General features: G+C 66.5%; 1 protein-coding gene and 1 pseudogene. Both read left to right on the top strand.

All coding sequences use genetic code 11. The annotated features are described in order from the left end of the window. Window positions 1–312, top strand: a 312-nt coding sequence (locus C9414_RS21160; protein ID WP_142398095.1) for an amidohydrolase family protein, incomplete at its 5' end; no start/stop codon positions are given. Then, window positions 312–514 (top strand): annotated as a pseudogene (locus C9414_RS21155) (heparan-alpha-glucosaminide N-acetyltransferase domain-containing protein); the annotation flags it as partial. The gene C9414_RS21160 and the pseudogene C9414_RS21155, both read left to right, overlap by 1 nt.

Below are 514 nucleotides of genomic sequence, written 5' to 3'. Positions count from 1 at the left end.
GGTGCCGACGATCCCAGCTACGTGCTGTACGGCGAAACCATCACCGCCATCGACGGCGTGGTGCGCAACGCTGCCGGTTCGCTGGCCGGTTCGGCGCTGGACATGGCCACCGCGGTGCGCAACACCGTGCAGCTGCTCGGTCAGCCGCTGGCCGAAGCCGCACGCATGGCCTCGACCTATCCGGCGCAGTTCCTCAATGTCGATGACCGCCTGGGCCACATCGCCGAAGGCTACCAGGCCGACCTGGTGCTGCTGGATGATGCGTTGCAGGTACGTGGCACCTGGATTGCCGGACAGTACGAGGCCGCCTGATGAACGCGACGCCGCCACGCCGGCTGGGCTCGATCGATGCCCTGCGCGGCATCACCGTGGCGGCGATGCTGCTGGTCAACAATCCGGGCGACTGGAGTGCGGTGTTCGCACCGCTGCGTCATTCGGAATGGCACGGCTGCACACCCACCGATCTGGTGTTCCCGTTCTTCCTGTTCCTGGTCGGCGTGTCGATGGCCTTCAG

It is taken from the genome of Bacillus sp. Nf3, assembly GCF_003028545.1.
GTDB classification, from domain to species: domain Bacteria; phylum Bacillota; class Bacilli; order Bacillales; family Bacillaceae; genus Bacillus; species Bacillus safensis.
The sequence above is the reverse complement of the archived record's forward strand: the minus strand, read 5'-3'. Positions and strand labels throughout refer to the sequence as shown.